At 61.0% G+C, this 26,578-nt stretch carries 23 protein-coding genes; 8 read left to right on the top strand and 15 right to left on the bottom strand.

From position 1 onward, the window contains the following. Positions 1–15: 15 nt before the first annotated feature. The 6 genes from JKA62_RS05820 to JKA62_RS05795 all read right to left on the bottom strand — a co-directional run bounded on the left by JKA62_RS05820 (position 16) and on the right by JKA62_RS05795 (position 5,481). Positions 16–321 carry a BufA1 family periplasmic bufferin-type metallophore gene (locus JKA62_RS05820; RefSeq protein ID WP_011332799.1) on the bottom strand — a complete coding sequence of 102 codons (306 nt, stop codon included), beginning with the start codon at positions 319–321 and terminating at the stop codon, positions 16–18. A 158-nt stretch (positions 322–479) separates the two neighbouring features. Further along, positions 480–1,181: an ABC transporter ATP-binding protein gene (locus JKA62_RS05815; RefSeq protein WP_003222380.1), complete on the bottom strand. Its 702-nt coding sequence runs from the start codon at positions 1,179–1,181 to the stop codon at positions 480–482. Further along, on the bottom strand, positions 1,182–1,949 hold the full coding sequence (gene livG, locus JKA62_RS05810) for a high-affinity branched-chain amino acid ABC transporter ATP-binding protein LivG (RefSeq protein ID WP_011332800.1): 768 nt from the start codon (positions 1,947–1,949) through the stop codon (positions 1,182–1,184). Then, on the bottom strand, positions 1,946–3,202 hold the full coding sequence (locus tag JKA62_RS05805; protein ID WP_011332801.1) for a high-affinity branched-chain amino acid ABC transporter permease LivM: 1,257 nt from the start codon (positions 3,200–3,202) through the stop codon (positions 1,946–1,948). The genes livG and JKA62_RS05805 overlap by 4 nt, the downstream gene beginning before the upstream one ends. Then, entirely contained in the window at positions 3,199–4,122 is a 924-nt protein-coding gene (gene livH / locus JKA62_RS05800; protein ID WP_007959165.1) for a high-affinity branched-chain amino acid ABC transporter permease LivH, read from the bottom strand. The genes JKA62_RS05805 and livH overlap by 4 nt, the downstream gene beginning before the upstream one ends. Before the next feature lie 231 nt (positions 4,123–4,353). Then, on the bottom strand, positions 4,354–5,481 hold the full coding sequence (locus JKA62_RS05795) for a branched-chain amino acid ABC transporter substrate-binding protein (RefSeq protein ID WP_201816771.1): 1,128 nt from the start codon (positions 5,479–5,481) through the stop codon (positions 4,354–4,356). A gap of 352 nt (positions 5,482–5,833) precedes the next feature. Here JKA62_RS05795 and JKA62_RS05790 point away from each other — a divergent pair, with 352 nt between their 5' ends. Then, a complete protein-coding gene (locus tag JKA62_RS05790) occupies positions 5,834–6,139 on the top strand; it encodes a DUF2288 domain-containing protein (RefSeq protein ID WP_201816769.1) in 306 nt (101 codons plus the stop codon). A gap of 292 nt (positions 6,140–6,431) precedes the next feature. Here JKA62_RS05790 and JKA62_RS05785 read toward each other — a convergent pair whose 3' ends face one another. Next, positions 6,432–8,633: a hypothetical protein gene (locus tag JKA62_RS05785; RefSeq protein ID WP_011332804.1), complete on the bottom strand. Its 2,202-nt coding sequence runs from the start codon at positions 8,631–8,633 to the stop codon at positions 6,432–6,434. Positions 8,634–8,829: 196 nt separating this feature from the next. Between JKA62_RS05785 and JKA62_RS05780 the strand changes: the two genes are divergently transcribed. Beyond that, positions 8,830–9,726, top strand: coding sequence for an NAD(P)-dependent oxidoreductase (locus JKA62_RS05780; RefSeq protein ID WP_011332805.1), 897 nt, complete (start codon positions 8,830–8,832; stop codon positions 9,724–9,726). On the opposite strand, the gene JKA62_RS05775 is transcribed toward JKA62_RS05780, so the two are convergent. Together JKA62_RS05775 and JKA62_RS05770 are read right to left on the bottom strand one after the other, a co-directional pair. Continuing rightward, positions 9,617–11,899 (bottom strand): putative bifunctional diguanylate cyclase/phosphodiesterase, encoded by a 2,283-nt coding sequence (locus JKA62_RS05775; protein ID WP_011332806.1) that lies wholly within the window; start codon positions 11,897–11,899, stop codon positions 9,617–9,619. The genes JKA62_RS05780 and JKA62_RS05775 overlap by 110 nt on opposite strands. A gap of 163 nt (positions 11,900–12,062) precedes the next feature. Next, entirely contained in the window at positions 12,063–12,416 is a 354-nt protein-coding gene (locus tag JKA62_RS05770; protein WP_011332807.1) for a YkgJ family cysteine cluster protein, read from the bottom strand. Positions 12,417–12,717: 301 nt separating this feature from the next. Here JKA62_RS05770 and JKA62_RS05765 point away from each other — a divergent pair, with 301 nt between their 5' ends. Next, positions 12,718–14,067 (top strand): spinster family MFS transporter, encoded by a 1,350-nt coding sequence (locus JKA62_RS05765; RefSeq protein ID WP_201816767.1) that lies wholly within the window; start codon positions 12,718–12,720, stop codon positions 14,065–14,067. 69 nt (positions 14,068–14,136) lie between these two features. Here the strand turns inward: JKA62_RS05765 and rapA are convergent, their stop codons facing one another. Then, positions 14,137–16,983 (bottom strand): RNA polymerase-associated protein RapA, encoded by a 2,847-nt coding sequence (rapA, locus tag JKA62_RS05760; protein ID WP_011332809.1) that lies wholly within the window; start codon positions 16,981–16,983, stop codon positions 14,137–14,139. Positions 16,984–17,226: 243 nt separating this feature from the next. On the opposite strand from rapA, the gene JKA62_RS05755 reads away from it, so the two are divergent. Continuing rightward, positions 17,227–17,568, top strand: coding sequence for a hypothetical protein (locus JKA62_RS05755; RefSeq protein ID WP_007959194.1), 342 nt, complete (start codon positions 17,227–17,229; stop codon positions 17,566–17,568). On the opposite strand, the gene JKA62_RS05750 is transcribed toward JKA62_RS05755, so the two are convergent. The 3 genes from JKA62_RS05750 to JKA62_RS05740 form a co-directional block, all read right to left on the bottom strand. Further along, positions 17,538–18,749 (bottom strand): aminotransferase class V-fold PLP-dependent enzyme, encoded by a 1,212-nt coding sequence (locus JKA62_RS05750; protein WP_201816766.1) that lies wholly within the window; start codon positions 18,747–18,749, stop codon positions 17,538–17,540. The two genes, JKA62_RS05755 and JKA62_RS05750, sit on opposite strands and share 31 nt — an antisense overlap. Continuing rightward, positions 18,746–19,216 (bottom strand): RidA family protein, encoded by a 471-nt coding sequence (locus tag JKA62_RS05745; RefSeq protein ID WP_201816764.1) that lies wholly within the window; start codon positions 19,214–19,216, stop codon positions 18,746–18,748. The genes JKA62_RS05750 and JKA62_RS05745 overlap by 4 nt, the downstream gene beginning before the upstream one ends. A gap of 88 nt (positions 19,217–19,304) precedes the next feature. Then, positions 19,305–20,171, bottom strand: a complete 867-nt coding sequence (locus JKA62_RS05740; RefSeq protein ID WP_201816761.1) for a LysR substrate-binding domain-containing protein — start codon at positions 20,169–20,171, stop codon at positions 19,305–19,307. Positions 20,172–20,356: 185 nt separating this feature from the next. Here JKA62_RS05740 and JKA62_RS05735 point away from each other — a divergent pair, with 185 nt between their 5' ends. Both JKA62_RS05735 and ccoM read left to right on the top strand, forming a co-directional pair. Beyond that, the gene (locus JKA62_RS05735) at positions 20,357–20,518 is read left to right on the top strand and encodes a hypothetical protein (RefSeq protein ID WP_007959203.1); all 162 of its coding nucleotides are present in this window, start codon (positions 20,357–20,359) and stop codon (positions 20,516–20,518) included. Positions 20,519–20,663: 145 nt separating this feature from the next. Then, entirely contained in the window at positions 20,664–20,780 is a 117-nt protein-coding gene (gene ccoM / locus JKA62_RS29070; RefSeq protein ID WP_007959205.1) for a cytochrome c oxidase subunit CcoM, read from the top strand. Positions 20,781–21,346: 566 nt separating this feature from the next. Here the strand turns inward: ccoM and JKA62_RS05730 are convergent. Beyond that, complete coding sequence (locus JKA62_RS05730) at positions 21,347–22,822, bottom strand: inorganic phosphate transporter (RefSeq protein ID WP_011332813.1); 1,476 nt, start codon at positions 22,820–22,822, stop codon at positions 21,347–21,349. A 375-nt stretch (positions 22,823–23,197) separates the two neighbouring features. Next, a complete protein-coding gene (locus tag JKA62_RS05725) occupies positions 23,198–23,398 on the bottom strand; it encodes a hypothetical protein (protein WP_007957826.1) in 201 nt (66 codons plus the stop codon). A 642-nt stretch (positions 23,399–24,040) separates the two neighbouring features. Between JKA62_RS05725 and pcaR the strand changes: the two genes are divergently transcribed. Both pcaR and JKA62_RS05715 read left to right on the top strand, forming a co-directional pair. After that, the gene (gene pcaR, locus JKA62_RS05720; protein ID WP_011332816.1) at positions 24,041–24,883 is read left to right on the top strand and encodes a pca regulon transcriptional regulator PcaR; all 843 of its coding nucleotides are present in this window, start codon (positions 24,041–24,043) and stop codon (positions 24,881–24,883) included. A gap of 295 nt (positions 24,884–25,178) precedes the next feature. Then, complete coding sequence (locus JKA62_RS05715; protein ID WP_011332817.1) at positions 25,179–26,525, top strand: MFS transporter; 1,347 nt, start codon at positions 25,179–25,181, stop codon at positions 26,523–26,525. Positions 26,526–26,578: the final 53 nt, after the last annotated feature.

Here is a 26,578-nt window from a genome sequence, read left to right as displayed (position 1 = left end):
CGGGCGGCTCCCGGATCAGGACTTGGCTTTGAACGCTTCGAGCTGACCGAAACCGGTCGGCGAGGTTTTGCTTTCGGTGGTGGTGCAGGTGCCTTTCGGAACCAGCTTCCAGGCGTTGGCCTGATGATCCATTTTCGCGGTGCCGGCACAGGTGGTGCCTGCGCCTGCGGCGCAATCGTTCTTGCCTTTCATGGCCACGCCGAAGCATTTTTCCATGTTGTCGTCAGCAGCGTGGGCGGTAGAGACGGCAGCGATGCTCAGAGCAGAACCGAGGGCCAGAACCAGGGCAGTGGCGGACAGGGTGCGGGTGGTAGCAGTCATGATGTTTCTCCGGTTTGAACTTGGGTTTGAACAAGCGATTGCGCTTGCTTGCCCCACTAGAGAAACGACTTGGCGATGCGTTACAGCGATCGGTAAAAGTTTTTTTGCCGGGCACAAAAAAAACGGCCCGAAGGCCGTTTTCTGTTTGAAGCGATCCATCAACCGCCGAGGTACGCCTCGCGCACTTTCGGGTCGGTCAGCAGCGCTTCGCCGGTGCCTTGCATCACCACCCGGCCGTTCTCCAGAACGTACGCACGGTCAGCGATTTTCAGCGCCTGGTTGGCGTTCTGCTCGACCAGAAACACCGTCACACCGTCCTTGCGCAGTTGTTCGATGATGTCGAAGATCTGCTGGATGATGATCGGTGCCAGGCCCAGCGACGGCTCGTCGAGCAGCAGCAATTTCGGCTTGCTCATCAGCGCACGGCCGATGGCGAGCATTTGCTGTTCGCCGCCGGACATGGTGCCGCCGCGCTGGTTGAAGCGTTCTTTCAGGCGTGGGAAAAGTCCGAGAACCTTGTCCATCTGTTCCTGATAGTCGCCCTTGTCGGTGAAGAATCCGCCCATGGACAGATTTTCTTCGACGGTCAGACGGGCAAACACCCGACGGCCTTCCGGCACCACGGCGATGCTCTTGCGCATGATCTGCGACGAGTCCTGGCCGACCAGTTCCTCACCCATGTAGCGGATGCTGCCGCTGTGGGCCTGCGGCGAACCGCACAGCGTCATCAGCAGCGTGGACTTGCCGGCACCGTTGGCGCCGATCAGGGTCACGATCTCGCCCTGGCGGACTTCGACGTTGACACTGTGCAGGGCCTGGATCTTGCCGTAGAAGGTGGAAACGTTTTCGAACTGCAGCATTTACGCTTCCCCCAGGTAGGCTTTGATCACTTCAGGATTGTCGCGGATCTCTTCCGGCGTGCCGTTGGCCAGGGGCGTGCCCTGGTTGATCACGACGATGTGGTCGGAAATGCTCATGACCAGTTTCATGTCGTGTTCGATCAGCAGCACAGTCACATTGTGCTCTTCACGCAGCACGCTGATCAGCGCCTTGAGGTCTTCGGTTTCCTTCGGGTTCAGGCCGGCCGCCGGTTCGTCGAGCATGAGGATCCGCGGACGGGTCATCATGCAGCGGGCGATTTCCAGACGACGCTGCTGACCGTAGGCCAGGGTGCCGGCGGGGCGGTTGGCGAACTCTTTCAGGTTGACCTTTTCCAGCCAGTACTCGGCGAACTCCATGGCCTCGCGCTCGCTCTTGCGAAACGCCGGGGTCTTGAACAGGCCGGACAGGAAGTTGGTGTTCAGGTGACGGTGCTGGGCGATCAACAGGTTCTCGACCGCCGTCATGTCCTTGAACAGGCGCACGTTCTGGAAGGTCCGCACCACGCCTTTGAGGGCAATCTTGTGGCCCGGCAGGCCGTGGATCGGCTCGCCGTCCAGCAGGATGCTGCCCCCCGATGGCTGGTAGAAGCCGGTCAGGCAGTTGAACACGGTGGTCTTGCCCGCGCCGTTCGGCCCGATCAGCGCCACCACCTGTTTTTCCTTGACAGTCAGGGCCACGCCGTTGACCGCCAGCAAGCCGCCGAAGCGCATGCTCAAGTTTTCGACTTTAAGGATCTCGCGGCTCATTTGCGCAACTCCATGTGTGGGCGTTGCATCGGCAGCAGACCTTGTGGACGCCAGATCATCATCAACACCATCAGGGCGCCGAACATCAACATGCGGTACTCACTGAACTCACGCATCATTTCCGGCAGCAGGATCATCACCACGGCCGCGAGAATCACGCCCAGCTGCGAGCCCATGCCTCCCAGCACCACGATGGCGAGGATGATCGCCGACTCGATGAAGGTGAACGACTCCGGCGTCACCAGACCCTGACGGGCGGCGAAGAAGCTGCCGGCGAAACCGGCGAAGCTCGCACCCAGGGTGAACGCCGAGAGCTTGATCACGGTCGGGTTGAGACCCAGCGCACGGCAGGCGATTTCATCTTCACGCAGCGCTTCCCACGCACGGCCGATCGGCATGCGCAGCAGGCGGTTGATGATGAACAGTGCGGCCAGCGCCAGCAGCAGGGCAACCAGGTAGAGGAAAATCACCTTGTTGATCGAGTTGTATTCCAGGCCGAAATACTCATGGAAGGTTTGCAGGCCTTCCGCGGCCTTGCGTTCGAAGGTCAGGCCGAAGAACGTCGGTTTCTCGATGTTGCTGATCCCGTTCGGACCACCGGTGATGTCGGTCAGGTTACGCAGGAACAGGCGGATGATTTCCCCGAAACCGAGGGTCACGATCGCCAGGTAGTCGCCGCGCAGACGCAACACCGGGAAGCCGAGCAGGAAGCCGAACGTCGCCGCCATCAGGCCGGCAATCGGCAGGCAGATCCAGAAGCTCAGGCCGTAGTAGTGCGACAGCAGCGCGTAGCTGTAGGCGCCGACGGCGTAGAAGCCGACGTAACCCAGATCGAGCAGACCGGCGAGGCCGACCACGATGTTCAGGCCCAGGCCGAGCATCACGTAGATCAGGATCAGCGTCGCGATATCCACTGCGCCGCGGGAGCCGAAGAACGGCCACACCAGCGCACCGATGATCAGCGCGATGATGAAGTAGCGCTGGGTGGTCGGCAGGGTCAGGAAGTTGCTGGCCTTGGCCGGGATCAGCGGCATGCCCGGCGACGAACGCCACGCCTTGCTGATCTGCTGGTTGAACAGCACCCGCAGAAACATCAGCACCGAGCAGATGGCGATGGTCGCCAGAATGGCCGGGCTGGTGTTGTGTACTTCCAGATTGGTGCCGACGATAGTCAGTTTCAGGCCCAGTACCGGATAGGCCACGGCCCAGACCAGCAAGGCGCTGAACAACGCCTGTTTAAGATTCCTAGTCATACTTTCTCAACCTCCGGACGGCCCAGAATGCCGGTCGGACGGAACAACAGCACCAGAACCAACAAGCCGAAAGCCACGACGTCCTTGTATTGGTCGCCGAAGATATCGGCGCCAAAGGCTTCCGCCACCCCGAGCACCAGCCCGCCGAGCATGGCGCCGGGGATGCTGCCGATCCCGCCCAGCACTGCGGCGGTGAAGGCCTTGAGGCCGACGAGGAAACCGGCGTTCGGGTTGATCACGCCGTATTGCATGCTCAGCAGCACGGCCGCGACGGCCGCCAGCGCAGCACCGATGACGAAGGTCAGGGCGATGATGTTGTTGGTGTTGATGCCCAGCAGGTTGGCCATCTTGATGTCTTCGGCGCAGGCGCGGCAGGCGCGGCCCAGGCGAGAGCGGGAGATGAACAGCGTGAGGCCGAGCATGGCGATCAGGGTCACCACGAACACCACGATTTGCATGTAGGAAATCAGCACTTCATGTGCGCCACCTGGGCCGAAGGCGAAGTTGCCCGGAATCAGGTTGGGGATTGCTTTGTCCTTGGAGTCTTGCGCCAGCAGAACCGTGTTCTGCAGGAAGATCGACATACCGATCGCGGAAATCAGCGGGATCAGACGGTTGCTGCCGCGCAACGGGCGGTAGGCAATGCGTTCGATGCTGTATCCGTAGGAGCTGGTGACGACGATGCTGGCGATGAACGCCACGGTCATCAACAGCGGGACGCTTTCGAGTCCCATCATGGTCAGCCCGGCGATGGCGATGAACGCCACGTAGGAACCGATCATGTACACCTCGCCGTGGGCGAAGTTGATCATTCCAATGATGCCGTAGACCATCGTGTAGCCGATGGCGATCAGGGCATACATGCTGCCAACGTTCAAGCCGTTAACCAGCTGTTGGAAGAAGTGATAGATGTCAGGCATTACAGCGCTCCTAAAAACCTGATACGCATTTCACTGGTGGAGTCATTTTCCCGCCCGGCCCCGTGGATCTATATCCACTTCGAATCCGGGTTTTGCCAGCGAACCGCTGATGACGGTTTTGAGATTTTCAGGTGGGGAGACTGGCGGATCACGCCAGCGCGGCCCAATACGTTCGTAAAACAAAGCCCACGGCACGCCGTGGGCTTTATTGGCAGTCAGTCAGGCAGCGCCTTACTGAGGCGACGCTTCAGTTTTTGGGCCGTTAGCGTGCCATGTGTAAACCACGAACTTGAAGTCCTTCAGGTCGCCCTTGTCGTCGAAGCTCAGGTCGCCGGTCGGAGTCTTGAAGGTGCCTTTGTGGATGGCTTCAGCTACTTTGGCAGCATCTTCGGACTTGGCAGCCTTGATACCTTCGGCAATCACTTCAACCGCCGAGTAGGACGGGAACACGAACGGGCCGCTCGGGTCTTCTTTCTTGGCCTTGAATGCATCGGCCAGGGCCACGTTGGCCGGATCCTGGTCGAAGGATTTCGGCAGGGTCACCAGCAGGCCTTCGGCAGCGTCCTTGGCGATCTGGGTGATCGAGTCGTTACCCACGCCTTCCGGACCCATGAACTTGGCTTTCAGGCCTTTTTCCTGGGCTTGACGCAGGATCAGGCCCAGCTCCGGGTGGTAGCCGCCGTAGTAGACGAAGTCGACGTTGGCTTGCTTGAGCTTGGCGATGATCGCGGAGAAGTCCTTGTCGCCGGCGTTGACGCCTTCGAACACGGCAACCTTGGTGCCTTTCTTCTCGAGGGTGGATTTGACGGCGGTGGCGATGCCTTCACCGTACTGCTGCTTGTCGTGCAGCACGCCGACGATTTTCGGCTTCACGTGATCGGCGATGTAGTTACCGGCTGCAGGGCCTTGGGCGCTGTCCAGACCGATGGTGCGGAAGACCATTTTGTAACCACGGTTGGTGATGTCCGGGCTGGTGGCAGCCGGGGTGATCATTATCACGCCTTCGTCTTCGTAGATGTCCGAAGCGGGCTGGGTGGAGCTGGAGCACAGGTGGCCGACCACGAACTTGACGCCGTCGTTGACGACCTTGTTCGCGACTGCTACCGCTTGTTTTGGATCGCAGGCGTCATCGTATTCAACGGCTTCGAGCTTCTTGCCGTCGACGCCGCCTTTGGCGTTGATCTGTTCGATGGCCATTTTCGCGCCACTGAACTGCATGTCGCCGTACTGGGCTACTGGACCGGTTTTAGGGCCGGCGATACCGATCTTGATGGTGTCAGCTGCGAACGAATGGCTGGCAACCCCGGCCAGAACCATAGCGGCAAACAGTTTGGAAATCTGCTTAGTAGCCTTAGTCATAGTGCTCCACTCTTACTGTTGTATTTTTTTAGAGTCCTGACGCCGTAGCAGCAGAACCGGGACAGATATCTAGGCGATACCCTCCGGAAAGGCCCCCGGCAACTGTACCGGTACAGTGTAGAGCGCCGGTTGTTGGCCTGGGAAGCTGGCGCCAGGGGGCAAAACCTGAGGGTGTCGCTTAAATGAAAGAAAAAGACAGAATTGCGGCGGGACGTTCAGAGGGCTTATACCCCAATCATCAGCATTCCTTGGCGTTCCTGCTCTTTTCGTTCGGTACGGCCTTTTGCAACCGGGTTTTTCTGCCGGACCACCGACGTTATCATTCGCGCCGATTTCTTTTCCGGACAGTCCCATGAATCAAGAACCTAGCACCCTCTATGCCAAGCTGCTTGGTGAAACCGCATCTATTACCTGGAAAGAGCTGGAGCGCTTCTACGCCCAGGGTGCCCTATTGTGGGTCGACGCCAGCCTGGATTTGATCGCGGTCGCCGAGGCCGTGGCGGCGGATCAGGGCGAGAAAGTCGCTGCCTGGCTGGCCGAAGACAAGGTCGCCAAGCTGTCTGAAACGCGGGCGCTGGATATTTTCGAGCGTGATCCAGAGATGTGGGCGGTGGTGGTCCGGCCATGGATCCTGGTCCAGGAAAGGGCAGTGGCCTGACGGGTTGCACCTTGTTGGTGCGAGTGCATGTCGGCAAAAAGTGTGTAGCGGAGTAGCGTGATGGCACGTTGCCGTAGAGAAATGCCACAAGCGTAGGTGGCATAACGGTGACGTAAACGTAACGGGCACAGTTTAGTAAGCAGCCTAACGGCTGCTTAATTGTTTCGGGATGTTGGGAAGGCCGAATAAACCGGGAATTTGAGCGCCTTATCGCGAGCAGGCTCGCTACCACAGGAAATGCATTCCATTGTGGGAGCGAAACTGTTCGCGATAGGGGCGCCTCGGTCTGGTGTCAGACCGAGTAAGACTTGCCAGTGTGGTTATTGAGGGAAATAACCTTGGTCTTGCCGATCCGGTGACGGTAGATCTCGCGCAAGTATTTGATCGACTTCTTCACGCAATCGCGCGACAGGCGAATGTCGTTGATCGAGACAAACTTCTCTTTGTCGTTGATCAGTTCGCGGTACTTCTTCTCGTACATCGGCTTGATCGCGTACCAGTTGGTATCGAGGATCTTCGCCGGGTTCTCGAATTCGTTGAGCAGGTCGTCGATGCGGTCCTCGTCGAACTCTTCCTGAATGATGAAATCGAGGATCGAGTTGTCCAGGGTCTCGTCGAAACGGTACGGGGTCTTGGCGAAGCAACGCTTGATGAACGCCACGATCAGCGTCAGGAAGTCGTCCGACAGGCACGGGCTCTTGGCGATCAGGGTGGTCAGCGACAGGTTGGCCGAGGCGCCGATCACCAGCGCGTAGCGCTTGAGCGTGGTGTTGGGGAACAGGCTGTTGAGGTGGGTCTTCAACCGGTTCAGGTCCATGTACGACAGCTTGTAGTCTTTCGGCAGCGAAACGATCGAGACCACCGACGAGCAATTCTTGAAGAAGTGCAGGTCATGCAGCGCGGCGGCATCGTAGCCGGAATTCTTGTACTGCTCCAGCGACGCGCGATAGCGCTTGGACTCGATCGGCAGCAGGCTGATGCCTTCGATGGCCTGGGTCACCTTGTTGAAGTGCGGCAGATCGATCGAGCGGAAGAACAGGTCGTCGATGTTCAGGCGCTGCGGCTCTTTGTCGAACACCTTGAACTTGTCGCTGCTCGGCGGCGGGGTTTCCGGCACTACCGACTCGGCGTAGGCAATCGCCACCGGGCCGGCCAGACTCATGAACAGGTCGTTGGCGTCCAGGCGAATGGTCTCGCCGATGTCGATGCCGGCGCGGCGGAAATAGTTCTGGTCGTAGTCGGTCGTGACCGCCTGGGCCGTCAGAATGTTGAAGATCTGCTGCGAGATGTACTGGTTGGCGTGCTTCTCCATCGCATTGACATCAATGTTCTGGATGTTGCCGTCATCGCTCTCTTCGGCATAACGCATGATGTCGTTGGAGATCAGCATCATCGCGTTCCATGGGCGGATACGGCCCATGACGCTGGCTTCGCTGCTGTCTTCGTTGGCGAAGTTGTACGAGAAATCCCATTCTTCCGAGAGGTATTTGCACAGCAGGCGACCGGCGTTGATGTGCAGCGCCTCGGACATTTCGCTGCGGTGGTCGGAAATGTTCGGCAGCACACAGATGCCGCTGGTGAAGATCGGTTCGAACACGAACGAATGACCGCTCTTGCCGTCGTGCTCGTCCATCGGCTTGGTGTCGAACGTCTTGTTCATGTACGAGTGCTGCTGGGCCAGGCCGAATTCCGAGGCCATGCCCGAACCGGTACCGCCGCCGGCACTGAAGATCGAGAAATACAGGCGCGACTGGTTGGCCTTGATGCCGCAGCTGTCGATCAGGTACGAGTGGATCATTTTCCAGTCAGGGCTGGAGAAGCGCTGGGTGTCCTTGTTCAGGATGATCTTCGCCAGATACTGGCCGAGAATAGGTGCGTTACCGGCACCACCGGCGTGGACTTCCGACAAGTCCATGATCTTCATCTTGCTGTAGTCGCGCAGGAAACCGCTCTTTTCGCCCTTGCGCGAGAAGCGGATACGCCCGGCAATGTCCTTGTCGAGATCGCCGAGCATCACCAGCGGTTCTACCAGGAACACCGGTTTGGTCGACTTGTTCGGGCCGATCCGCAGATTCTGCTTGATCCACTGGGCCGGGCTGTAGCCTTTGTCGGAGGCCAGGCGACGGTCAGCCGCGCGATCCTCGTTGTTGAATTCGTTGAGGTAGAACTTGCGCGCGTTGTACACCAGCTCCGCCACGTCGAGGGCGATGTTGGAGCCGCAGCGACCGAGGCCGATCAGGCACACCGACGGGAATTCCTGATCGTTGTGCTGTTCGTTGTCGCCTTCCAGGTGCGGCGGGCGCGGGAATACCAGGTCACGCAGGCCATCAAGGTTGTCGAGGATGCGGTCGGTATTGGTTTCGGTGAAGTACAGGTATTGCTGGGTGCCCAGCGGACGCGAGGGTGGCAATGGCTTCATCGGGGCAGGGCTGTTCGCCGCTGGGCTCAGAGTCAGATCGGATACCGCAGTGGCCGGATTGTTTTTAGAAGTCATTGTGCGCCATATACCTGGACTGGTTGGTCGGCGACCGCTGTCGTCGAGCCTCACGGAATGGGAATCTCGCGTCTTTTTTCTGCGCGTATTTGGCCCGTGCGTCAGGGTTATGGCCTGAGTGTCGCGCGGGGGAATCCTTTCCTGATTGATGATGGATCGGCCATTATTCGGCGATCTTTAATCAAAAGGAGGCTAAATGATGTCAACGCGACCTTCGTTGGGGTTTGCCGGAATCGGTCTGATGGGCCTGCCGATGTGCCGCCGTCTGCTGGCCGCCGGCTATCCGCTGGCCGTGTGGAACCGCAACCCGGCCAAGTGCGCGCCGCTGGTCGAGGCTGGCGCCCGGCAGGTGGCGACTCCCGCTGAACTCTGTGAACAGGCCGACGTGGTGATGCTGTGCCTGGCGGACACCGCGGTGGTTCGCGAAGTGGTGTTCGGCCCGGCGGGCGTGGCCGAAGGGGCGAAACCCGGTCAGTTGCTGGTGGATTTTTCCAGCCTCGAACCGACGGCGACCCGTGAGATGGCAGCCGAGCTGGCCGACAAGACGGGCATGGCCTGGCTCGATTCGCCGGTGTCCGGCGGGGTAGTCGGGGCCGAGGCCGGCAGCCTGGCGATCATGGTCGGCGGTGCCGAGGCGGATCTGCAGCGAGTACGCCCGGTGCTGCTCGAACTCGGGCAGCGGGTCACACACATGGGCGGCGTGGGCGCCGGTCAGGTGACCAAGGCCTGCAATCAGATGATCGTCGCCTGCAACGCCTTGGTGATTGCCGAAGTGGTGGCGCTGGCCGAACAGGCCGGGGTCGATGCCAGCCTGATTGCCGAAGCGCTGGCCGGTGGTTTTGCCGATTCCAGACCGTTGCAGATCCTCGCCCCGCAAATGGCCGAAAGCCGTTTCGAGCCGGTGAAGTGGCACGTGCGCACGCTGCTGAAAGATCTGGATACCGCGGTCAAGTTTTCCCGGGAAACCGGCTCGGCCACGCCGATCAGCGGATTGGCCGCACAACTGATGCGCCTGCATGGGGCACAAGGCTTTTTGCAGAAGGATCCAGCGACACTGGTGCAAATGTACCGCGCGCCAGACTCAACGGATTGACCGCGTGCGCGTGTTTGCGCTGATTGATTTCCTCCAGCACCGGACGCAGTTCGGCCAGTGGCACCGGGCGGCTGAGCAGGTAACCCTGAATGAAGTCGCAGCCCGAGCGCTCCAGGAATTCGTATTGCTCCAGGCTTTCGACGCCTTCGGTGACCACCTGCAAGTGCAGGGTGTGCGCCATGACGATGATCGCCTGGACGATCTCCATGTCGGCGGTGGCCTTGGGAATGTCGAGGATGAACGAGCGGTCGACCTTCAGGGTGTTGAGCGGCAGGCGTTTGAGATAGGCCAGCGACGAATAGCCGGTACCGAAGTCGTCGATCGACAGTGACACGCCGAGGGCGCGGATCTGCCGCAGCAGCACCAGGGTGTTGGCGATGTTGCCCATCAAGGCGTTTTCGGTGACTTCCAGTTCCAGCCGTTCCGGGGCGACCCCGGCGCTGCGCAAGGCATGCTCGATTTCATTGGCCAGTTCTTCCCGGGCCAGATTCAGCGGTGAGCAGTTCCAGGCAATCTTCAGTTCTTCACAGCCATGGCGCGACAGCTCGCCAAGGTCCTCACAGGCCTTGCGCAGGACCCAGTTGTCGAGTTCGGCAATCAGGCCGTTGTTTTCGGCGATGGCAATGAATCGGTCCGGGGTGAGCAGGCCGTGCACCGGGTGCTGCCAGCGGATCAGCGCTTCAAGCTTGGTAACCTTGCCGGTCTTGAGTTCGAAGATCGGCTGGTAATACAGCAGCAGACCGTTCTCCTGACGCAGCGCGTGGCGCAGCTCTTCCTCCAGTTGCAGTTCAAGGCTGGCGCGGTTTTTCAGATTGGAATCGAAAAAGTGCACGCCGTTGCGCCCGGCGCCCTTGGACTGGTACAGCGCCAGATCCGCGTGCTTGAGCAGTTCATCGCAGGTGGACCCGTCCTCGGGAAACAGGCTGATGCCGATGCTGGTGGTCATCACCATGCGCCGTCCGGCCAGTTCGATCGGCTCTTTCATCTTGAGCATGATGCGCTGGGCCAGGTTGCGCGCCTCTTCGCGGTCGCGCAGACCGATCAGGATGCAGAACTCGTCGCCGCCGAACCGCGCCACCACATCTTCATGGCTGCGCACCGAGCCCTTGATGTGCTGGGCAATGACCTTCAGCAGTTCGTCGCCGGCGTCATGGCCGAGGCTGTCATTGATGCGTTTGAAGTGGTCGATGTCGAGAAACATCACTGCCAGCATCCCGCCTTCGCTGGTTTTCTGGCTGAGTTTTTCAGCGAAGATCTGATTGAAGCCACGCCGGTTGATCAGGTTGGTCAGCGCGTCGTAGTTGGCCACGTGCTGCAGCGACATGCGTGCCTGATCCAGCTGGCTGAGCAGGGCGTTGACCCGGCGCAGATCGTGCTCCTTGTTCTGCAGCTTCTTGTCGGCCAATGCGGCGCTGATGGCGCTGCCAAGAATCAGCAAGGTGATCAGCGCGACGGTCAGGCCCAACTGCAAATGGCTGGTTTGCGACGCCAGGGTCGGCAGTTGCCCTTCGGGCAGCACCAGTTGCAGCGCCGCCATGCCGGTGAAATGCATGCTGAGGATGCCCGCACCGAGAATCAGCGCCGCCACGTATTTGAGCATCTGGATGTGCAGGCCGCTGCCTTCGCGCAGATAACCGGCCACCCACAGTGCGGCGAAGCTGGCGCCGATCGCGATCACGATCGAGGCCAGAAACAGAGTGGGGTCGTAGTAAGCCGAGGCGGCGGATTCGATGGCGGCCATGCCGACGTAGTGCATGCCGGCGATGCCCAGACCAATGACGATGGCGGTCTTGAGGTACTGCAGCAGGCTCGGCTGGGGCGTGCTCAGGGTGTGCATCGCCAGCCAGGACGCCAGTAGCGCGATCACCAGGGAAAACAGGGTCACGGGCAGGTCGTACTGAATGCCGATCGGCGCCTGGAACGCCAGCATGCTGATGAAGTGCATGGCCCAGATGCCGCCGGCCAGACAGGTTGCACCGATCCAGCGCCATATCCGCTGCGAGCCGGGCTCTTCAGCGTGGGCGACCCGTTCGGCCATGTCGAGGGTGGCGAAGCTCGCGGCGCAGGCGACCAGGTAAGCCACCAGCACCAGCAGGGGATTGTGTGTGCAATTGAGGATGACCTGCCCGCTCTCCGGCTGCTCGGCAACGAACTGCAAACCAAGCCACTCCATAGCATGCCCCGTCTCTGAATACGTCCTTACTGCGTCATCAACGCAGGCGAATGTTTGCAGTATAGAGGCGGTTTTTGCCGTGCAAGCGGTAGTGGCACATTGGTGCTAATGATTTCGGCATTAGCCTCATAGCGAATGGCGCTAAGCGTGCACAGGCCTGAACTCAGGCGACTTCGTTCCAGTGCGGTTGCAGCGGTGGCAGGCCGAAGCGGGCGCGGGCCTTGTCGCAGTCGGTGTTCTGTTCGCCGTTTTCCCAAGACGCTTCGAACTCGCGGCAGGGGCTGGAACGCTTGTCGTAGATCGTGCAGGCCACCGCTTTTCCGACTTCGCCCTCCAGCGCGGTGCAGCGCGGCGCCTTGCGGTCGGTGCCGATCATCGCGACCCGGCTGGGCGTGATCTGGGTGACCAGTTCATCGGGCACAGTCCCGCCGGAGGATGCGCATTCACCCCAGAAAAATGACACACGAAAATGGGAACAGCAGGCACCGCAATTCAGACACGGACTGGCTTCGGACATGGGCGGGATATCAAAGGGGTTGATCGGCAGGAACCGGACGGATCCGGCGGCCATTCTAGGCTTCGCCACGGCGTTGGGAAGGGGGGCGTGAAAGTATTTTTTCATTGCCGGATTTTTCCGCAAAACCCCCGGTTTTCGGGGGATTCGAAGCATTTCAAGGGCTTACGTTTCGTTACACGGCCATGGCCCGTCATCAGGCTTGCGAATGATCACAGACAGCCCCGACGAGCGTGACTAGATTGCAGGTTCCGGGCTCGATGCGTTGGCAGTGAAGCCCTAATAACAATAAAGAGACGGACCCATGCAGAACTCGACCCAAGCGGCGAATGCCTGGCGCATTCTGTTCCTGCTGTTCCTTGCCAACCTGTTCAACTTCTTCGATCGCACCATCCCTGCGATCATCATCGAGCCGATCCGCATGGAGTGGCACCTCAGCGATTTTCAGCTGGGGATCGTCGGCACCGCGTTCACTCTGGTTTACGCGATTGCCGGATTACCACTGGGCCGCCTGGCCGACACCGGTTCGCGCAGCAAACTGATGGGCTGGGGCCTGGCGACCTGGAGCGCGCTGACGGCGGTCAACGGTCTGGTCGGCAGTTTCTGGAGTTTCCTGCTGGTGCGCATGGGCATCGGCATTGGTGAAGCCAGTTACGCGCCCGCCGCCAACTCGCTGATCGGCGATCTGTTCCCGGCCCATCGCCGGGCCCGGGCAATGGGCATTTTCATGCTCGGCCTGCCGCTCGGATTGCTGCTGGCCTTCTTCACCATCGGCTGGATGGTCAAGGCGTTCGACAGCTGGCGCGCGCCGTTCTTCATCGCCGCCGTGCCGGGGCTGGTGCTGGCGGTGTTCATGTTTTTCATCAAGGAACCCAAGCGTGGCGCGGCGGAAACCGTACAGGTGTCCCAGGAGAAAGTCGACAGGCCGATTCGTCGGGTCCTCGCCATTCCGACCTTCCTGTGGCTGGTGATGGCCGGGCTGTGCTTCAACTTCGCGACCTACGCCTGCAACTCGTTCCTGGTGCCGATGCTCCAGCGTTATTTCCTGATGCCGTTGCAGGAAGCGGCGGTGGCGACCGGGGTAATCGTCGGTGTGACCGGGTTGATCGGCCTGACCCTCGGCGGCTGGATCGCCGACAAGATTCACCAGCGGGTGGCCAACGGGCGACTGCTGTTTGCCGCGTTCAGCCTGATCATCTCGACCCTGTGCACGGCGTGGGCGCTGCATGCCGGGCGTATCGAGATCGGGGTGTTTGTCGCGGTGTTCAGTGTGGGCTGGCTGTTCGCCTACAACTTCTACACCTGCGTGTACACGGCGATTCAGGACGTGGTCGAGCCGCGCCTGCGGGCTACGGCGATGGCGCTGTTCTTTGCCGGCTTGTATTTGCTCGGCGGCGGGCTGGGTCCGGTGGTGGTCGGCGGCTTGTCGGATCACTTCGCCAAGTCGGCGATGGTCGCGGCGGGCGCCGAGCAGATGACCGAAGCCTTCAAGGCCGTCGGCCTGCATGATGCGATGTACCTGATTCCGGTGGCGTTGTTCCTGACCATGGTGTTCCTGTTCCTCGCCTCGCGCTGCTTTGTGCGGGATGCGAAGCGGATGAAGGAGGGGCTGGTGGCAGTGGTTGAGCCGCAGAATCAGGCCGTTACCGCTTGATCGGAGAGGCAAACAAAAAGGCCCGCATCGCTGCGGGCCTTTTCGTTTTTGGCGATGGAGCAGGGCGGTTTAACCCGCCACCAGCACCCGGATCGCTTCCAGTCGCAGCGCTGCCTTGTCGAGCATTGCCAGACCTTGTTCACGCTGCTTGCGCAGAGCGTCCAGTTCGCTGTCGCGCACGGTCGGGTTGACCGCCTGCAACGCGGTCAGGCGTGCCAGTTCTTCGTCGGTGTCGGCTGCCAGACGGCGGCGGGCCTCGGCCACGCGCTCGGCGTGGCGCGGGGTGACCTTGTCTTCACCGGCGTTGATCCGTGGCGTCAGCTGATCGCGCTGGGCCTGGATGAACTTGTTGGCGCTGGCGCGCGGCACGCTTTCCAGTTGATCGTTGAGGGTTTCGAACGCCACGCGCGACGACAGGTCGTTGCCGTTGGCATCGAGCAGGCAGCGCAGGGCGGCCGGCGGCAGGTAACGGCCCAGTTGCAGCGAACGCGGGGCAACCACTTCGCTGACGTAGAGCAGTTCCAGCAGCACGGTGCCCGGCTTGAGCGCCTTGTTCTTGATCAGCGCGACGGCGGTGTTGCCCATCGAACCGGACAGCACCAGATCCATGCCGCCCTGCACCATCGGGTGTTCCCAGGTGATGAACTGCATGTCTTCGCGCGACAGCGCCTGGTTACGGTCGTAGGTGATGGTCACGCCTTCGTCGTCGCCCAGCGGGAAGCTGGCGTCGAGCATCTTCTCGCTCGGCTTGAGGATCAGGGCGTTTTCCGAATGGTCTTCGCTGTCGATGCCGAAGGCGTCGAACAGGGTTTCCATGTAGATCGGCAGGGCGAACTGGTCGTCCTGCTCGAGGATGGCCTCGACCAGCGCCTCACCTTCGCCGGCGCCGCCGGAGTTGAGTTCCAGCAGGCGGTCGCGACCGGTGTGCAGCTCGGCTTCCAGACGCTCGCGCTCGGTGCGCGCCTCGTCGATCAGCGCTTGCCATTCGCCGTCGTCGGCCTCTTCGAGCAACGGCAGCAGGCGCGGGCCGAACTGATGCTGCAAGGCGTTGCCGGTCGGGCAGGTGTTGAGGAACGCGTTCAGGGCTTCGTGGTACCACTGGAACAGGCGCTCTTGCGGGCTGGTTTCCAGGTACGGCACGTGCAGTTCGATGATGTGCTTCTGGCCGATCCGGTCGAGACGACCGATCCGCTGCTCCAGCAGGTCCGGGTGCGACGGCAGGTCGAACAGCACCAAGTGGTGGGCGAACTGGAAGTTGCGACCTTCACTGCCGATTTCCGAGCAGATCAACACCTGCGCGCCGAACTCTTCGTCGGCGAAGTAGGCGGCGGCGCGGTCACGCTCGAGGATGTTCATGCCTTCGTGGAACACCGTGGCCGGGATCCCGGAGCGCACGCGCAGGGCGTCTTCCAGGTCCATCGCGGTTTCGGCGTGGGCGCAGATCACCAGCACTTTGGTACGCTTGAGCATTTTCAACTGGTCGATCAGCCACTCGACGCGCGGGTCGAATTTCCACCAGCGTTCTTCTTCGCTGGCGTCCGGCTGGGCCTGGAAGCTGACTTCCGGGTACAGCTCGGCGTGCTCGCCCAGCGGCAGTTCGAGGTATTCGTCCGGGCACGGCAGCGGGTACGGGTGCAGTTTGCGCTCCGGGAAACCCTGCACGGCGGCGCGGGTGTTACGGAACAGCACGCGGCCGGTGCCGTGGCGGTCGAGCAGTTCACGCACGAGGCGGGCGCTGGCTTCGGTGTCGCCATCGTTGACGGCGGTGAGCAGGGCTTCACCTTCGTTGCCGAGGAAACCGTGGATGGTCTTGTGCGCGGCCGGCGACAGGCGACCCTTGTCCAGCAGCTCCTGAACGGCTTCGGCCACCGGGCGATAGTTTTCGCTCTCGGCACGGAAGGCGGCCAGGTCATGGAAACGGTTCGGGTCGAGCAGGCGCAGACGGGCGAAGTGGCTGTCCTGACCGAGTTGTTCCGGGGTGGCGGTGAGCAGCAGCACGCCGGGAATGACCTCGGCCAGCTGTTCGACCAGCGAGTATTCCGGGCTGACTTTGTCTTCGTGCCACACCAGGTGGTGGGCTTCGTCGACCACCATCAGGTCCCAACCGGCAGCGAACAACGCGTCTTGCGCCTTTTCGTCGTCGACCAGCCACTCCAGCGCCACCAGGGCCAGCTGGGTGTCTTCGAACGGGTTGGTGGCATCGCTTTCGATGAAACGTTCTTCGTCGAACAGCGCGACCTGCAGGTTGAAGCGGCGGCGCATTTCCACCAGCCATTGGTGCTGGAGGTTTTCCGGCACCAGGATCAGTACGCGGTTGGCGCGGCCCGACAGCAACTGACGATGGATCACCAGACCGGCTTCGATGGTCTTGCCCAGACCCACTTCGTCCGCCAGCAATACGCGCGGCGCGATGCGGTCGGCGACTTCACGGGCAATGTGCAACTGGTGGGCGATCGGTTGGGCGCGTACGCCACCCAGGCCCCAGAGCGCGGACTGCAACTGGCGGCTGGTGTGTTCCAGGGTGTGATAACGCAGGGAGAACCACGCCAGCGGGTCGATCTGGCCGGCGAACAGACGGTCGCTGGCCAGACGGAACTGAATGAAGTTCGACAGTTGGGTTTCCGGCAGGGTGACCGCTTCGTTCTGCGCGTTGAGGCCGTGGTAGACCATCAGGCCGTCGACGTCGTCGACTTGCTGGACGGTCATCTTCCAGCCTTCGAAGTGCGTGATCGAATCGCCGGGCGAAAACCGCACGCGGGTGAGGGGCGCATTCCGTAGCGCGTACTGGCGAGTCTCGCCAGTGGCCGGGTAAAGCACGGTCAACAAGCGGCCGTCCTGTGCCAGAACGGTGCCTAAACCAAGCTCTGCTTCGCTGTCACTGATCCAGCGTTGCCCCGGTTGATACTGCTGCGCCATGCTGCCTGACTCCCACCTTGAAAAAGCGGGCTATCTTAACGGAATGAGGGCCCGAGGCCAAAGGATAAGGAGCCTCGGCCCGGCTTTTAACCGCAATCGGCCAATTGCAGGGAAGATTAGGTCATGCATCGGTTTTGCGGGATGTTGCGGCACCCTTGAGTGCCAAACCGGTCACAAGTTTGCGACCGATGGCTCAAGGCACCCCTGGCGCCGCCGATAACCTGCTGACAGGAGACCCTTCATATGCTGCCACCGATGCTCCCCCTGAGCGCCGTGCCGATCACCTCCCAACAGGATCCGATCCGCCAGCGACCGGATATTCCCCCTGTGGTGCCGGTGCAGGAAAGCTCCAACGAAAGCACCATCGACCTGCAAAAGCGCGATCCGGAAGAGGACGGCTATCTGCTGCGCGAAGAGCAGCGCCGTCAGCAGGAACGCGATCGCCGGCGCCGCGAAGCCGACGACGACCCCGAAGCGCACCTCGCCGTGCCCGGCACCGAACTGAATGCCGACAACACCGTACCGGTGGCGCCGTTGATGGAAGATCAGCCGCGTCAGGGGCTTTGGGTCGATATCGAGATCTGAGGCCGGGCGGCCAGTTCCGTCAGGTTTTCCAGCAGCACGTCGATCTCTTCTTCTGTGTTCAAGTAGCTCAACGCCACCCGCGCAATATTCGTCAGCCCGCGCGCCTGCATGTCCAGCGGCGTGTAGGCCACGCCATTGGCGCCGATGTTGATTCGCCGTTCGGCCAGCGTCTGCTTCAGCGCCACGCTGTCCCAGCCTTCGAGCGTGAAGGCGATCAGCCCGGATTGTTGATTGGCCGCGCCAAGATTCCGCAGCGTCAGGCCGGGAATCGCCTTCAGGCGTTGCCGCAGTCCATTGCTCAGGTGTGCGATGCGTTGGCGGATCGCGAACGCGCCGAGGCGATTGTGCTCCTCCAGCGCATTGGCCAGCCCGGCCAGCAGCGCCAGCGACACTTCACTGGTTTCAAAGCGGCGCGCGTCATCACGCAGAGTGAATCGCTTGCCGTCCCACGGCGCCGACAAAACATCGCGCTGCACGGGGAGCAGCCGTTGCAGAAATTGCGCCCGGATGTACATCAACGCCGTGCCGCGCGGCCCGCGCAGGAACTTGCGTCCGGCACCCTTGAGCACGTCGCACTGCAAGTCTTGAACATCGCAAGGCAACTGCCCCAGCGCCTGACCGGCATCGATGAAATAAGGGATGCCGTGACGCCGCGCCACGCTGCCGATCTGCGCGGCGGGGTTGATCAGACCACCGTTGGCCGGCAGCCAGGTCAGGGCGATCAGGCGGACCTGGCCGTCGATCATCTGCGCCAGGGCTTGCGGGTCGACTGCCCCGTGGGCGTCACAAGGAATCACTTCGAGCCGCGCGCCGGCCTTCACCGCTTCGGCCATGCACGCCAGATTGCCGGCCCATTCATGACGCCCCACCAGAATCCGTTCGCCGGGCTGCCACGGCCCCAGCGCGTTGAACGCCTGGCTCCAGGCTGCCGAGCCGCTGCTGGCGAAGGCGATGTCTTCGGGCTGGGCGTTGAGCAGGGCGGCGGCCGCGTTGCGCGCGCGTTCCTGTACCCGGTTGTCTGCCGCTTCCATCGGCCCGCCGAGGGCTTCGCGTTGCAACTGTTCGATCACTGCATCGAGGGTGGCCTGGCTAGGCAGCGAGGCGCCGGCGTGGTTGAAGTGGACCACCTGAGCGCAGCCGGGTGTGGCTGCGCGCAGGCGCGAGAGGTCATCGATGTTCACGGCTTGAGCTCGAAGATCGCGTCGATTTCCACCGCGACGCCGGCTGGCAGGCTCGCCACGCCGACCGCGGTGCGCACGTGTCGGCCCTTGTCGCCGAGGGCGTTGACCAGCAGGTTCGAAGCGCCGTTGGCGACGGCGCCCTGAGCCTTGAAGTCCGGTGTGGCGGCCACGAACACCCCGAGGCGCAGGATACGCACCAGTTTCGACAGGTCATCGCCCAGTGCGTGGCTCAACTGGGCGAGCAGGCCCAAGGCAGCCAGTTCAGCGGCTTTAACTCCTTCCTCGTCGGAAATCGCTTCGCCCAGTCGCCCGATGAACGCAGGTTTGCCGTCGAGCAATGGAATCTGCCCGGAGATGAACAACTGATTCTGGCTGAGCACATGGTTGACGTAATTGGCGATCGGCTGGCTCGGTTCGGGCAGGCGCAGACCGAGTTGTTGCACACGTTGGCTGAGGGAATTGGTCATGGGAAGTCCTCCTGAGTGAGGGCTTCAGCATGTTGGCGCGAGCGTAGGGCGACAAACGGATAGATTTAATCCGACGCATCCAAAAAACTCATGCGTTCGCGGTGTCCTCCAACCATTGGCAGAAACATTGCGCTGGCGACGTGAGCGGGCGTTGCGGGGTGACCAGCCAATAACCGATCTCGCCGAGCATCGGCGGCGTGTCGAAGGCTGGCACCAACGCGCCGTCCTTGATCCGCCGTTCGATCATTCGTTGACGGCCCATGGCAATGCCCTGACTGGCGACGGCAGCTTCGACGACGATGTTGTAGTCGTGGAGCATGACGCTGGGCACATGAGCCAGATCGATGCTGCTGTGTTGCTGCCAGTCGATCCATTCGAACGGCTGGTGCGATTTGGCCATCAGCAACGGTCCGTTGCTCACGCCTTTGGCCTTGAAGGCCGGGCTGCATACCGGCATCAGGGTTTCGCCCATGAACCGGCGGGCCTGGACTTTCGGCCAGCCGCCCTTGCCGTAGCGGATCGCCAGATCCACCTCGCCGGCGTCGACATCGGCCAGTTGCACGGCGGGCAGCAGTTCGACGTGGATGTTCGGGTAGTTCGCGTTGAAATCCGCCAGGCGCGGTGCCAGCCATAAAGTGGCGAAAGAGGCGAGCAGGCCGATGCGCAGGGTGGCGGGGCGTTCGCCGCGCAGGTCGTGGGTGGCGGCGGCAATCGCGGCGAGGGCGGGTTCGATCTGCCGGTAGTAGTGTTCGCCGGCGGGTGTCAGATCGATCGCCCGGGTGCGGCGCACGAACAGTCGCTGATCGAGGAACTCTTCGAGTTTGTGCACCTGATGGCTGATCGCGCTTTGGGTCACCGACAGCTCAGCGGCAGCCTTGATGAAGCTCAAATGGCGGGCCACGGCCTCAAAGGCGCGCAAGGCCATCAGCGGTGGCAGATCCTGATGCAGGGGCACGGCGCAGATCCTTCGGGTTCATGGCGAGGTGCCGATTGTGCGGGCAAATCCGGTGGGCGGTACATGAATTGTTGTAGAGCGTTCAGGTCAGTGGCTGGTCAGCGCCTGCGTCAGGCCGCATTATTGGCGCAGTCCTGTCGGAGATCCGGCAGTTGTGATTCAGTCCAAGCGATGCACCGAACGCCATGAGCCAAGACGACAAGCTGATTGACCTCAACACCGAACGCGCCAAGCGGGTGCATGACCTCAACGAGAAGCGCCTGAACGAAGTACGCCAGGCTTTCGAGCAGGCCATGCCTTTGGGTAAACCAAAGAAAAAGCCGAAAAACAAACCGAAAAAGCGTTGATCTCCCCTGCATCCGTTGATGCAGGTCAGTTATTTCCCCTCCTTTCCTCCCCATGGTGAGCGGCATTGATCCCGGTCAATTCCTGCGCCTGCCTGATTGGTTAACTTAGTTCCATCGCAGCAGAGCAGGGGCCAGGAGGCCAGTCATGTTTTTCGATAACGTGGTGTTTGCCGGGGTCCTGACTGTGGGCCTGATGGTTCTGTTTTTTGCAGGGTTTGGATTTTTTATCTGGAAGGATGCGAACAAGCGCAAGAAGCCTTGATTCTTCCGGGTTTGATGAGCACGCAAGGCATTTTGGGCAACTTCGGTTGCCCTTTTTTTTGTCTTCTTGGCGGCCTTTGGGCCGACCATGCTTTGGGTTGTTTGGGGTGAATATCCGTTTCTGCGGGTGTTGCCGCTGACGGTTTCGCCCTTACGGCGAGTCCCTTTGGCAAACGCCCCAAAGGAACCAAAGGTCTGGGCCCCGGCGTTCGGCACCTCGCTTTGGCTCGGCGTTCCTTCGTTCCGGGATTTATCCGGGGGCATCGCCTACGGTTTGCTTCGCTGCACCTCCTCTCGATGCATGCGGCTTCGCCGCACGGTCGCTGCGCTCCCACCTCCGGATAAATCCCTCCACTCAGCCTTCCGATGGGGCCGGCACGTCAAAAGCATTACTCGAGCTAACGCTCATCGTGTTGAGTGGTGAGGAGCGGAAGGCGGACTGCTTTGCTTTGATCGTTCCCACGCTCCGCGTGGGAATGCAGCCCGGGACGCTCCGCGTCGCATCTCTGGAAGCAACAAAAAAGGCGTGATCCTTTCGAATCACGCCTTTTTCATTTCAGCGGTCTATCAGCTACCCAGCGCCTTCGACGCCAGCCAGAACAGGCCGGCCGACAGCGCCACGGTGGCTGGCAGGGTCAGGACCCAGGCCAGCAGGATGGTTTTCACCGTGCCGCCTTGCAGGCCGCTTTTGTTGGCGACCATGGTGCCGGCCACGCCCGAGGAGAGGACGTGGGTGGTGGACACTGGCAGGCTGAAAATGTTGGCCATGCCGATCAGGCTGGCGGTGGTGATCTGGGCCGACATGCCTTGGGAATAGGTCATGCCTTGTTTGCCGATCTTCTCACCGATGGTCAGTACCACGCGTTTCCAGCCGACCATGGTGCCCAGGCCCAGGGCCAGCGCTACCGCCAGAATTACCCAGAACGGGGCGTATTCGGTGGTGGTGGTCAGGTCTTTGCGCAGTTTGTCCAGGTCGGCTTTTTCACGAGCGGCGAGGCCTGGCAGTTTGCTGACTTTCTTCGCGGTGTCGTCCAGGCAGAGCAGGTAGCGACGCACTTCGATGCGGCTTTCAGCGGACAGCGAGTGGTAGTCAGCTACACCTTTGAGCGTGTCGAGCAGGGCGGCGATGGTCGGTTCGGTCTGTTGCGGGTTGCAACGGAATTTCTCCGGCAGGTCGCCTTCCACGCTTTTGCCCAGGGCCAGGAATTCGCCCAGGGTATCGGCGTTGCGCTTGTAGAACTGGCTCAGGTGCAGGGTCGCGTCGCGAGTGCGTTCGATCTGGTAGGTAGTGCTGTTCAGGTCGAGTACGAACTGCGCAGGCACGATACCGATCAGTACCAGCATGATCAGGCCGATACCTTTCTGGCCGTCGTTGGAGCCGTGCACGAAGCTCACGGCCATTGCCGAGATCACCAGGACCAGGCGGTTCCAGAACGGTGGGTGCTTCTTGTCGTCGATCTTGCGGCGCTGTTCCGGCGTCTTGTGCATCTTCGACAGCGGGCGCCACCATTTCAGGCCGATCAGCACCAGCGCGGCGATCAGGAAGCCGGCCATCGGCGAGAACACCAGCGAGGCGCCGATGTCGATCGCTTTCTGCCAGTTGACGCCGTCAGCCAGTGGAATTTCGTTGATCAGGGCGTTGGCCAGGCCGACACCGAGGATCGAACCGATCAACGTGTGCGAACTGGAGGCCGGGATACCGAAGTACCAGGTGCCCAGGTTCCAGGCAATCGCGGCGGCGAGCAGCGAGAACACCATCGCCAGACCATGGCCGGTGTTTACGTTGATCAACAGTTCTACCGGCAGCAGGTGCACGATGGCATACGCCACGCCAACGCCGCCCAGCAGTACGCCGAGGAAGTTGAACACGCCCGAGAAGAACACCGCCAGGTGAGGCGGCATCGCTTTGGTGTAGATAACAGTGGCTACCGCGTTAGCGGTGTCATGAAATCCATTGATGAACTCGAAGGCGAGGACAAATGTCAGGGCGAGCAGGAGGCTCACAAGCACCCAGGCATCCAGTCCGCTGAATAAATCGATCATGAAGGTTTTCTGACCCGGTCATAAGGGGGCGCGATTATGCCAGAAAAGACTGGAAATCGATCCCCTACCTGCTCATCGGTAAGCTTCTTCGCCAAATTAATTTGTATCAAGGTGCATTACCCAAGCTTTTTGCAGGGTTTTGCAAGGTATTGATTCTATTGATAAAAATGCGATACGCCGGCGGATTGGCCGGTTGTCGGGAGGGGGCTGAAACTTGTATGAAATATCTGAGAAACGCGTCTGACATGCTCCAGACCTGTGCAATACAGGGGAGTTTGCCGCTGCCCGCGGGTAGCGGGCGCGCAAGGCATCGTCAGTCCACCGTGCTTGTAGCCCGGTGAGTACGCTTACCCTCGAAAGTCTCAAAGGAAGGTTTCAAGGCTCTTCGGCTTTGAGTTCCTCTTCCATTTTTTTCAGTTCTTGCTGGAAGACCTGATCCTGAACGGTAGGGCGTTTTCGCCAGGCTTTGCGTTCTGGTTCGGGCTGAGCGGCGTAGGTGGTGACTTCCCCGCCGTAAACTTCCTTGTAACGTTGTTCCTGGCGCTCAAGTTCCGCGCGCAGTTCGTCTTTCGTCACAGTGCTACCTGTATGAGTTGAGATAAATGTCTGGTGAACGCACTGCAACGAATCATTTAACCGATTCATCGACAAACGCTCGCCCGGACAGGCAGCGGTGTTGTCGGGAAGACGGTCAGGACTTCCATGTTGCAGGCGGCTACGGCACCAGATTAAAACTGACGCAGCATCAGTTTCCTGTTTCAGCGAGCGCGCTGGCGGTGCATGAGTAATGCGCATCAGGCGCTGGCCGGGGCCGGCGGCGATGGACATCGCGCCGGCGGGTGGCACCGTCGGCAAATAAAAGCGCGGTGTCACTGAGGTGCATTATAGCGGCCGAATCGGGATTGACTATCTTTGCCAAGTTAAAAACGGTTCCGGATGTGTGATTGTTTTGTGACGTGCAACTTCCGGCAATAGTTGCATCGTTGTTGCCCAGTGTTTGGTTTCTGGCGCCATTTAGTCGAACAACTAAGGCGCTTAAATCGTCCAGACGTTCCAAGTTCAAATCCGCTCTGCACAGCCTGGCCGAGGAGGCCAGGGTGATTGCGATTATCGGTCGACGGTTCGATAATCGCCCGGTGTTGGCGGTCTGTCACTTGTGTATCCGCCAGCGAGCCGCTTGTATAGCCGTTGATCCGAACAAGAAAAAAAGGACCTGACATGAACGATCAAATGCGCAATTCCTTCACCTCGGTAGCGCCGCCGATCGTCGCTTCGCCGGCCAAGCGTATCCAGGCCCTGACTGGTGATCCGGATTTCATGACCTCCCTGGCCCGTGGCCTGGCGGTGGTGCAGGCGTTTCAGGAGCGCAAGCGCCACCTGACCATCGCCCAGATCAGCCACCGCACGGAAATTCCCCGCGCCGCCGTGCGCCGTTGCCTGCACACACTGATCAAACTCGGCTACGCCACCACCGACGGGCGCACTTATTCGCTTCTGCCCAAAGTGCTGACCCTCGGTCACGCCTATCTGTCGTCGACGCCGCTGGCGGTCTCGGCCCAGCCGTACCTCGACCGCATGAGCGAGCAACTGCACGAGGCCTGCAACATGGCCACGCTGGAAGGCGACGACATTCTCTACATCGCCCGTTCGGCGACCACTCAGCGTCTGATTTCGGTGGACCTCTCGGTGGGCGGGCGTTTGCCGGCGTACTGCACGTCCATGGGGCGGATTCTGCTGGCGGCGCTGGACGACACCTCGCTGCGCGAATACCTCGACCACGCCGAACTGGTGGCCAAGACCAGCCGCACCATTCACACCGCAGACGCCTTGCTCGAATGTCTGCAGGAAGTCCGGCAGCAGGGCTGGTGCATCGTCGATCAGGAACTGGAACAGGGTCTGCGCTCGATTGCTGTGCCGGTGTACGACGCTTCCGGCCAGGTGGTGGCGGCGCTCAACGTCAGCACCCACGCCGGTCGCGTCAGCCGCACCGAGCTGGAGCAGCGCTTTTTGCCCGGTCTGTTGAGCGCCAGCCGCGACCTCAGTGCGCAATTGTTTGCCTGATGAAGCTGTTCGATAAACGCACAGAGTTGCGTTTATCGAATTGACGCTAAAACCCCCGGATCATTAATGTCGCGGCAGCGCCATCCGGCGCGAATGTGAATGAGCCCGCCGGATCGTCGACTCCCATAATAATGACAAGAGGCAACTTCCCATGCGCACGTTCCCCGACTGTCGCCGCTCCCGTTCCTGTTGCCGGTATTAGCGCAACGCCTGATTTCTTCCTTATATAGTTGTGACCGTGCCGCTCTCTGGCCGGCCGCCGTTCGACTGCGTTTTCTTGCGTGGAATAAAAATAATGAACCAGCCTCAGTCCGCTGTAGGTCACTGCCTCGACGTGCAGTCCTTCATCAACGCTCAACCGATCTCGCGCTATCAGTGGCGCGTGGTGATCCTGTGTTTTCTGATTGTGTTCCTCGATGGCCTCGACACTGCGGCCATGGGTTTTATCGCGCCAGCCCTGTCCCAGGACTGGGGCATCGACCGCGCCAGCCTCGGCCCGGTGATGAGTGCCGCGCTGATCGGCATGGTCTTCGGTGCGCTGGGCTCCGGGCCGCTGGCTGACCGCTTCGGGCGAAAAGTCGTACTGGTCGGCGCGGTTTTCCTGTTCGGTGCTTTCAGCCTGGCGTCGGCCTACGCCACCAATGTCGATCAGTTGCTGGTGCTGCGTTTCCTCACTGGTCTGGGACTGGGCGCCGGCATGCCGAACGCCACCACGCTGTTGTCGGAATACACCCCGGAGCGCAAGAAGTCATTGCTGGTGACCAGCATGTTCTGCGGCTTCAACCTGGGCATGGCCGGCGGTGGATTCATCTCGGCCAAGCTGATCCCGGCATTCGGCTGGCACAGCCTGTTGCTGATCGGCGGGATCCTGCCGCTGATCCTCACCGTGGTATTGCTGCTCTGGCTGCCGGAATCGGCGCGCTATCTGGTGGTGCGCAATCGCGGCACTGACAAGGTGCGCAAGACTCTCGCACCCATTGATCCTGCCATCGTCGCTCAGGCCGCGAGTTTCAGCGTGCCGGAACAGAAAACCGTCAAAGCGCGCAACGTGTTCGCGGTGATTTTCTCCGGTACCTACAGCGTCGGCACGTTGCTGCTGTGGCTGACCTACTTCATGGGCCTGGTGATTGTTTACCTGCTGACCAGCTGGCTGCCGACCCTGATGCGCGACAGCGGCGCGAGCATGGAGCAGGCGGCGTTTATCGGCGCGCTGTTCCAGTTCGGCGGGGTGTTGAGTGCGGTCGGCGTGGGCTGGGCGATGGACCGCTTCAATCCGCACAAGGTCATCGGCATTTTCTACCTGCTGGCCGGGGTTTTTGCCTACGCGGTGGGGCAGAGTCTGGGCAACATCACGCTGCTGGCGACGTTGGTGCTGGTGGCGGGCATGTGTGTCAACGGTGCGCAATCGGCGATGCCGTCGCTGGCAGCGCGGTTTTATCCGACGCAGGGCCGGGCGACCGGTGTCTCGTGGATGCTCGGGATCGGCCGCTTCGGCGCGATTCTCGGGGCGTGGATGGGCGCAACCCTGTTGGGCCTGGGCTGGAATTTCGAACAGGTGCTGACAGCGTTGGTGATCCCGGCCGGGCTGGCCACGGCAGCGGTGGTGATCAAGGGCCTGGTCAGTCACGCGGACGCAACCTGATATCCACGTCCATCACTCCCGCACGCGGTGCGGGAGTGATCATTAGGCAGATA

The organism is Pseudomonas sp. B7, from assembly GCF_016735645.1.
GTDB lineage: Bacteria > Pseudomonadota > Gammaproteobacteria > Pseudomonadales > Pseudomonadaceae > Aquipseudomonas > Aquipseudomonas glycinae.
Note: the sequence above shows the minus strand (reverse complement) of the source record. Positions and strands in the feature narration are given on the sequence as shown.